This is a genomic window from Streptomyces sp. NPDC057253 (genome assembly GCF_042669125.1).
In the GTDB taxonomy this organism is placed as follows: Bacteria; Actinomycetota; Actinomycetes; order Streptomycetales; family Streptomycetaceae; genus Streptomyces.
In genome coordinates, this window is record NZ_JBHUXV010000238.1 from 1 (window position 1) to 7,561 (window position 7,561).

At 70.1% G+C, this 7,561-nt stretch carries 6 protein-coding genes; 2 read left to right on the top strand and 4 right to left on the bottom strand.

Annotation, left to right across the window (positions count from 1 at the left end; all coding sequences use genetic code 11):
- Nucleotides 1-43 precede the first annotated feature (43 nt).
- Nucleotides 44-979, bottom strand: a complete 936-nt coding sequence (locus tag ACFULQ_RS47930; RefSeq protein WP_383557827.1) for a nuclear transport factor 2 family protein — start codon at nucleotides 977-979, stop codon at nucleotides 44-46.
- 47 nt (nucleotides 980-1,026) lie between these two features.
- On the bottom strand, nucleotides 1,027-1,920 hold the full coding sequence (locus ACFULQ_RS47935) for an MBL fold metallo-hydrolase (protein ID WP_361278338.1): 894 nt from the start codon (nucleotides 1,918-1,920) through the stop codon (nucleotides 1,027-1,029).
- 151 nt (nucleotides 1,921-2,071) lie between these two features.
- On the opposite strand from ACFULQ_RS47935, the gene ACFULQ_RS47940 reads away from it, so the two are divergent.
- Nucleotides 2,072-2,944 carry a LysR substrate-binding domain-containing protein gene (locus ACFULQ_RS47940; protein ID WP_361278336.1) on the top strand — a complete coding sequence of 291 codons (873 nt, stop codon included), beginning with the start codon at nucleotides 2,072-2,074 and terminating at the stop codon, nucleotides 2,942-2,944.
- Nucleotides 2,945-3,017: 73 nt separating this feature from the next.
- Here ACFULQ_RS47940 and ACFULQ_RS47945 read toward each other — a convergent pair whose 3' ends face one another.
- Nucleotides 3,018-4,592, bottom strand: a complete 1,575-nt coding sequence (locus ACFULQ_RS47945) for an MDR family MFS transporter (RefSeq protein ID WP_361278334.1) — start codon at nucleotides 4,590-4,592, stop codon at nucleotides 3,018-3,020.
- An 81-nt stretch (nucleotides 4,593-4,673) separates the two neighbouring features.
- Entirely contained in the window at nucleotides 4,674-5,285 is a 612-nt protein-coding gene (locus ACFULQ_RS47950) for a TetR family transcriptional regulator (protein WP_361278331.1), read from the bottom strand.
- 260 nt (nucleotides 5,286-5,545) lie between these two features.
- Between ACFULQ_RS47950 and ACFULQ_RS47955 the strand changes: the two genes are divergently transcribed.
- Entirely contained in the window at nucleotides 5,546-7,156 is a 1,611-nt protein-coding gene (locus ACFULQ_RS47955) for an MFS transporter (protein ID WP_383557831.1), read from the top strand.
- The last annotated feature ends 405 nt before the right edge of the window (nucleotides 7,157-7,561 follow it).

Genomic DNA, 7,561 nt, shown 5'->3' on the forward strand with positions numbered 1-7,561 from the left:
CCCGTGAGCGGGTCCTGCCCACCGGACGCAGACCTGGTGTGCATCAGAACATGGTGTTGTCGTTCTGGGAGGTGGCCGGTACGTCCTGGAAGTCGTCCCAGTGCTCGATGATCTTCCCGTCGCGCACCCGGAAGATCTCGGCGACGGCCTGGCCGAGCGCTCCGGGCGTGTCGACGAGGTGCGCGTGCACCGCCACCAGGTCGCCCTCGGCGACGATCCGCTTCAGGTCGAACGTCAGCTCCGGGAACTGCTTGAAGTGGTCGGCGTAGACGGCCTTGGTGGCCTTCGCGCCGTCGGGGAGGTTGGGGTTGTGCTGGATGACGTTGGGAGCCAGCAGGTCGTCGAGGACGGACAGGTCCTGGCGTGCCAGCCGGTTGACGTACTCAAGGACGACCCGCTTGCTGCGGGCCGTCAGCCGCTGCGGGCCCGGCTGGTCGGTGCGCGGGCTGCTGAGCGTGGCGAACATGTCGTGGCCGCCGACCGACGGGGTCGAGGGCACGTCCTGGATGATGTCCCAGTGCTCCGCGATCTTCCCGTGTGCGAACCGCACGATGTCGATGACGTTCCGGCCGGGGGTCCCGGGCACGAAGACCTGGTGGGTGTGCATCACCACGAGGTCGCCCTCGGACAGCACCCTGACGATGTTGAACTTCTCGTCGGGGAACTGCTGGTGCACGGCGGTGGCGATGGCCTTGAGCACTTCGGGACCGTCCGCGGCCAGCGGGTTGTGCTGGATGTAGGTGGGGCTGACGAACTCGTCCACCAGGGAGGTGTCGCCGTCCTGCCACAGCGCTTTCTGCAGACGGACCGAGACCCGCTTCTGGTACTCGAGGTCGGCGCAGTCGCCCTGTCCGCCACCGGTGCGGGGGAGTGCGCCGCCGGGCCGCGCGGCGGCGGGCAGGGCGCCGACGCCCACGAAGGCGGCTGCCGCGAGTGCGGTGGTGACGGCTCTGCGGCGGGTGATCGGGGTTCTCGGCACGGGTGTGCCCTCCTGGGATGCGATGGGTGGGAGGTGTGTGCTGGTATTCAGTGGGCGTGCTCGGCGCACAGGCAGCCGACGCCCTTCTCGATCCACTCCTGGCCGATCCACTCCGGATGACGGTCGAGCATCAGCGCGGTGACCTCCGCCACGATCGTCTCCTCGCTCACCGCGGAGTCCCGGCGCCGCCAGGTCTCGTCGCGCAGCAGCCGGAGGTAGTCCCGGACGTCGGCGAGCAACTGGGGGCCGCCGACGGCGCCGTGGCCGGGTACGACCACCTCGGGCTGTTCGGCGAGGAGCTTCTCCATCACGGTGATCCAGCGGGTGCCGGACACGTCGGTGTCGTACGGCGGGAACCAGGGGAAGATCGAGAACTGCCCGGCCTCGACCAGGTCGCCCGTGAACATCACGCCCGCGTCCGGAACCGTGATCACCTGGTCGCCCAGGGTGTGGGCCCGGCCGGTGGCGCGCAGCTGCACCACGCGGCTGCCGAGGTCGAGGACATGGGTGTGGTCGTAGACGACGTCCGGGGAGACCAGTTCGACGCCCTCCAGCTGTTCGGCGATGGGCCCGCCGAACCCGCGGAACATGTCCAGGTAGCCGGCCCCCTTCGTGGACAGGTCCTTGGCCTGCGCCCGGTTCACCAGGTACTCCGCCTCGCCGGCGAAGGCCTGGGCGCCGAAGGCGTGTTCGGGGTGGAAGTGGGTGGTCGTCAGGTAGATCCTGCGTCCACGGGCGTACTCCGTCGCGAACCGGAGCAGGGCCTCCCCGTTGCGCGGGCCCATGCCCGTCTCGACGACGAGTACGGAGTGCGTTCCCCCGATGACGCCCATGTTGGCCGCCAGCTCGCCCGGCAGCTGAGGAATCAGCAGGAGGTCGCGGGCGAGCTCCCGGGGGCGAATGACGTGCGCAGAGGGCTCGGGTGCCGGGTGTTGGGCCATGAAACGGCTCCTTCGTCGTCCTTGGCTGCTGGGCGCGACACCGCCGCGCCACGGCCCGGCGGATGGTCTGCTGTCCACCTCACCGTGTCCTGATCGGGGTGTCCAACACCCATTGCGCAACCCCCATGCCGTGCCGGTATCGTTGCTGGTGATGGACCTACGCTCCCTGCGCTACTTCGTCGCCGTCGCCGAGGAACGCCACTTCGGGCGCGCCGCGCTGCGCCTGCACATGACCCAGCCACCGCTGAGCCGGGCGGTCAAGCAGCTGGAGGCCGACCTCGGTGCCGTCCTGCTGCACCGGTCGGCCACCGGGGTCTCCCTCACCGCCGCGGGCAGCGCCCTCTACGACGAGGCCCGGACACTTCTCGACCAGGCCGAGCACGTTCGGGCCCGGGTCGCGGCGATGTCCGGTACCGCCGCCCTGACCATCGGCACTCTCGCCGACAGCGCGGACGAGGCCGGGGCCGGTCTCGTCGAGGCGTTCAGGAAGCTGCACCCGGATGTCGACGTGCGGGTCCGCGAGGCGGACCTCACCGATCCCACCACGGGTCTGCACGGCGGTCTGGTCGACGTGGCCCTCACCAGATGGCCGTTCGACGACACGGGCATCACTGTCCGGGTACTGCGTTCCGACCCCGTCGGCGCGGTACTGCGCACCGACGACCTGCTGGCCGGGCGGGACAGCCTGGCCGTCGCCGACCTCGCCGGGCGGCGGTGGTTCCGGCTTCCCGAGGACAGCGACCCGGTCTGGCGCGCGTACTGGAGTGCCGCCAGCGGAGAGCTGCGGGAGGGACCCGTGGTGCGCACGGTCCACGAGTGCGTCCAGGCGGTCCTGTGGAACGGCACGGTCGGGCTGATGCCGCTCGGGCACGTGTTGCCCGCCGGGCTGGTCTGCGTTCCCGTCACCGACATGCCCGAGAGCCGACTGGTCGTGGCGTGGAGCAGTACCAACGCCGACCCGCTGATCCGTTCGTTCACCGACATCGCGGCCAGGTTCTACGGCTCGGTGACGACCGCCGACTGAGGCCGGACACGGGTCCGCCCCCTCACCGCGGGGACACGGGAAGGGGCGGACCGGAGCCGGGAGGTGTGTCGGCCTACGGGGCGACGGGCACCCCGGCATCGGTCTCCGTCTCGGCGTTGGTGTCGGACAGGGGCTTCTCCGGAAGCAGGAAGGCCAGCACCACGCCCACGGCGAACAGCGGCACCAGGTATCCGAAGACCGGGGTCAGCGCGTGCTGGTAGGAGCTGACCACGGCGTCCTGGATCTTGTCGGGCAGCGCGTGCACCGCGGCCGGGGTGAGGGAGTTGGTGTCACCGGTGGCCTTGAGTGCTCCGCCTGGCAGGCGGGCGGCCAGCTGGTCGGTGAGCCGGTGCGTGAAGATGGCGCCGACGGCCGCCGTGCCCAGGGTGGCGCCGATCTCGCGGAAGAAGTTGTTCGCGGAGGTGGCGGTTCCGACCTCGCTGGCCGGGAAGGCGTTCTGCACGGCCAGGACGAGGTTCTGCATCAGCAGACCGCAGCCGGCACCGAGCAGGAACACGTATCCGAGGATCAGCGCGATCGGCGTGTCGATGTCGAGGGTCAGGGACATCAGCAGCGCGGTGACGCCGATCAGGACGGCGCCGATGATCGGGTAGACCTTGTAGCGCCCCGTCTTGCTGATCAGCTGGCCGGACGGGACGGCCGTCGCCATGATGCCCACCACCATGGGAAGCAGCAGCAGTCCGGATTCGGTCGCGCTCACCCCGTACACCATCTGCAGATAGGTCGGCAGGTAGCCGATCACCGCGAACATGCCGATGCCCACCATGATCATGCTGATCAGCGTGGCGATGTTGAAGATCGGACTGCGGAACAGGCGAAGCGGGATGATCGGCTCCGGCGAACGGCGCTGCGAGAGGAAGAACAGCGTCCAGACGGCGACCGTGCCCGCACCGAGAGCGAGGATCACCGGGTCCGTCCAGCCGTAGTCGGTGCCTCCCCAGTCCGCGACGAGCACGGTGCCGGTGACGGCGGCGGCCATCAGGGCGATGCCCGTGTAGTCGATGGTGACCTTGCCGGAGCGGCGCGGCAGACGCAGCGCGTAGGCGCACACAGCGAGGGCGACGAGGCCGATCGGGAGGTTGATCCAGAAGCACCAGCGCCAGTTGGCGTGGTCGGTGAAGAATCCGCCGAGCAGCGGTCCGACCACCGCGGACAGACCGAAGACGGCCCCGATGGGAGCCATGTACTTGGCGCGCTGCCGGGGCGGTACGAGGTCGGCGATGATCGCCTGGGAGGTGATCATCAGACCGCCTCCGCCCAGGCCCTGGACCGCGCGGCCGATGATCAGCGTGGTCATGTTGGGCGCGGCGCCTGCGATCACGGAGCCGGTGATGAAGATGCCGATTCCGCTGAGGAACAGGGCCTTGCGGCCCACCAGGTCGCCGAAGCGGCCGTACACGGGCATGCCGATCGTGGCGGCGAGGATGTACGCGGTCGTCACCCACGCCATGTGGCTGACGCCGTGCAGCTCACCGACGATCGTGGGCAGCGCGGTGGCGACGATCGTCTGGTCGAGGGAGGAAAGCAGCATCGCGGCCATCAGGCCGGCGAAGATCAGGGCGAAGTGCGGAGGAAGGCCGGAGGAGTCGCTCTCCTCCGCCTCCTCGGCCGGGATGGTGTCGGTCACGGGTCACTCCGAAGACAGGGGGCGGTACGCGGGCTGCCGCGTCCGGGGTGGGCGGGTCGGAAGAGGTGGGACGGGGTGTGGTCAGGGGGCGAGAAGGCCGCGGAGCACCGCGAGCACGCGCTCGATGTACGGGATCGGGCTGTCGTGTTCGTCGGTGGGGTCGGCCGACGCCCAGCTCTCCATGCCGGTCTTCACGGCGGTCATGGCGAGGGCGGCCATCAGACGGGGCAACTCGTCCCCCGGGTCCTGCTGTGTGCGGGTCGCCACCATCGCCGCCAGGGTCCGCTCGAACGCCTGGAAGCGGGCGAGCAGCGCGGCGAGGACGGGTGGGTGCTCGGCGGCTGCCCCGAACGTGGCCTGGAACTCGTCGCGCTTCGGTGGGTGGTCGACCATGCCCTGCAGGAGGAACCGGGTGAGATCCGCGAGCACTTCGCGCGGTTGTGCCGTCCCGGCTTCGATGAAGGCGTCGACGTACTCCTGCGAGGGTTGCGGCGGCTCCTGGATGACCGCCGCTTCCTTGCTCGGGAAGTAGTTGAAGAAGGTACGCGGGGAGACTCCGGCCTCTTCGCTGATCATCTCGGTGGTGACCTTGTCGAAGCCGTGTTCCCCGGCCAGCCGCAGGGTGGCGGCGTGAATCTCCCGTCGTGTCTCACGGCGCCTGCGCTCACGCAGGCTTTCGGTGGGGCGAGCCATGAGAGAGATTCTTGCACACTCTGCAAAGAGTTCTGAACCTGCACTAGATGCGACGGCTGCAAGTTTGGGTGACGTGGGCCACAGGTCGGCAGGGCCTGTAGCCGGAGCCCTGCGGTCCACGTCGGAAATCCGCGTCACACCCGGCCCGGATATCGGTTTTCCGCGTTCCACCCCCTGTGGCTGGCCTGTGCACGCATCGGGGCCGACGCTGTCTCCGATTGCAGTTGACTCGGCGCACGGCGTCATGGAAGGGAATTCTCGTGAACGGCACGACAAGGGCGGAGGCGCCTGGCGAGGGGCGGGCGGTCACGCTCGTCATGGCCTGCCTCGGCGTGTTCATCGCCTACCTGCCGGTGACCACCGTCTCGGTGAGCCTGCCGGCCATCCAGCGGGCGCTGCACGCGTCCACGTCCCAACTGGCCTGGGTGACGGACGCGTTCGTCCTGTCCATGGCCGCACTCATTCTGACCGCCGGGGTCTTCGGTGACGTACACGGTCGCAAGAAGGTCTATCTCGCGGGTCTGGCGATGGCCGGGGGAGGGGCCGCCATCGCCCTGAGCGCGCAGTCCGTCGAGGTCCTGTGGGTGGGGCAGGCGGTCGCCGGGCTCGGGGCGGCGGCCCTCCTGCCGACCACGCTGGCGCTGATCAGCCATGCGGTGCCGGACCACCGGGAGCGCGGCAAGTTCATCGGCCTGTGGGCGACCGCCCTGATGGCGGCCCTCAACCTGGGCCCCCTGCTGTCCGGAGTGATCATCGAACACTTCGCGTGGCGCTGGATCTACCTGCTGCCCGTCCCGGTCTCGCTGATCGCCATCGTGGTCGCCGCGCGGCTGGTGCCCGACTCCCGTGCCCCCGGTTCGCGCCGCCTGGACTGGCCGGGCCAGCTCACCGGCATGGTGGCGATCACCGCGCTGGTCTACGGCGTCATCGAGGGCGGCGCCGACTCGTTCACCGACGTCAAGGTCCTGGTTGCGCTGTCCCTGGCGGTGATCTCCGGTGCCGCCTTCGTCCTCGTGGAGCGACGCAGCAGCAGCCCGATGCTGGACCTCACGCTGTTCCGCAGCCCGGCGTTCACCGCGACCACCCTGGTCGCCATGATCACCTTCCTGGGGATGATCGGTTTCTTCTTCGTGCTGAGCCTGTTCTTCGGCATGGTGCAGCAGCTCGACACCCTGGAGGCGGGCTACCGACTCTTCATGATCACCTTCGGGGCGATCCTGGCGGGCATGCCGGCCGGGAAGCTGATGCACCGGTTCACGCCGCGCGCCCTGATCACCGCCGGTCTGCTCCTGGTCTCGGCCTCACTGCTCTCCTTGATCGGCATCGACGCCGATGTCTCGTTCGTCTCCCTCGCCTGGCGGCTGTTCCTGCTGGGGGTGGGCCTCGGCACCGTCATCACGCCCATGACGGCCACCGCGGTCGCGGCCGTGCCGCACCACCAGGCGGGCATGGCGTCGGCGGGCAACAACGCCTTCCGACAGGTCGGCGGCGCACTCGGACCGGCCGTGCTGGGCACCCTGCTGACCACCAGGGCCACCGACTCCCTGCCCGGTCATCTCACCGACGCCGGACTACCCGCCGCGACGGTGCACCAGGTCACCGCGGCCGTGGACACCGGAGGCCTGGGCGCCGTGGCCCGCATGGACCTGGGCGCGAACGCCGGGCGGGCCCTCGGTGCGGTCTCGGACGCGTTCCTGGACGGACTGAGGCTGTGCATCGGTGTCTCCGCCGGCCTGGTGCTGTTCGCCGCCGTGGTCGGCGTCGTCCTGCTGCGACCGAGGTCGGCCACGACATCTCCCGGTGGATCGGAGACGCCGTCTCAGGTCGCCGGGGGAGCGGGACCCGGAAAGCTGCCCGATCCGGTCCGGTAGGGCACGGACGGGACGGTCTGCACCGAAGTCGGCGTCCCGCCGAGTGTCCGCCGAGTGGTGTAAGGGATCGACGCGCCGGAATCCGCAGGCCGGAGACGGTGGCTACGCCGACTCGGGCGTTCGCCCCGCAGCCCGGCGCTTCGTGGACCGCCGCCTCGACGGGGTTCGCCAGGGGCATCGAACCGCAACGCGGAGCGCGTGATCCCCCACACCACGTCGCGGGGCACCGCCCTGGCGAGGCGCTCCAGGAGGGGCCACCCCGGTGGTACGCAGCCGGCATCCCGGATGCGACCCTGGCAGCCCGCGCGATGTCCCCGGTCCGTTCATCGTGGCGTCCGGCGCCTTGCAGGCGCGCGAACCGGGCGCCGCAAGCCCGGCCGGGGGCACGCCACGGCACCTTGAACC